Genomic DNA, 237 nt, shown 5'->3' on the forward strand with positions numbered 1-237 from the left:
CCGACACGTCGAGGGCGGAGGTGGGCTCGTCCAGGATCAGCAGCGAGGGCTCGACCGCGATGGCCCGCGCGATGCCGACGCGGGCGCGCTGGCCGCCGGAGAGCTGGTGCGGGTAGCGGCCGATCAACTCCTGGGGCAGACCCACGAGATCCACCGCCTTGCGGACGCGCGCGTCCAGCTTCGCCCGGCTCTTCGGCTTCAGCAGCAGGCGGACCGGATCGGCGATCGCTTCGAACA

Annotated in this window: 1 protein-coding gene; it reads right to left on the minus strand. The window is 72.2% G+C overall.

Translation table 11 applies throughout. From position 1 onward, the window contains the following. A partial coding sequence (locus EQG76_RS26685; protein ID WP_159717937.1) for an ATP-binding cassette domain-containing protein occupies positions 1 to 237 on the minus strand: 237 nt, incomplete at both ends.

It is taken from the genome of Geminicoccus flavidas (genome assembly GCF_009806515.1).
Lineage (GTDB): Bacteria > Pseudomonadota > Alphaproteobacteria > Geminicoccales > Geminicoccaceae > Geminicoccus > Geminicoccus flavidus.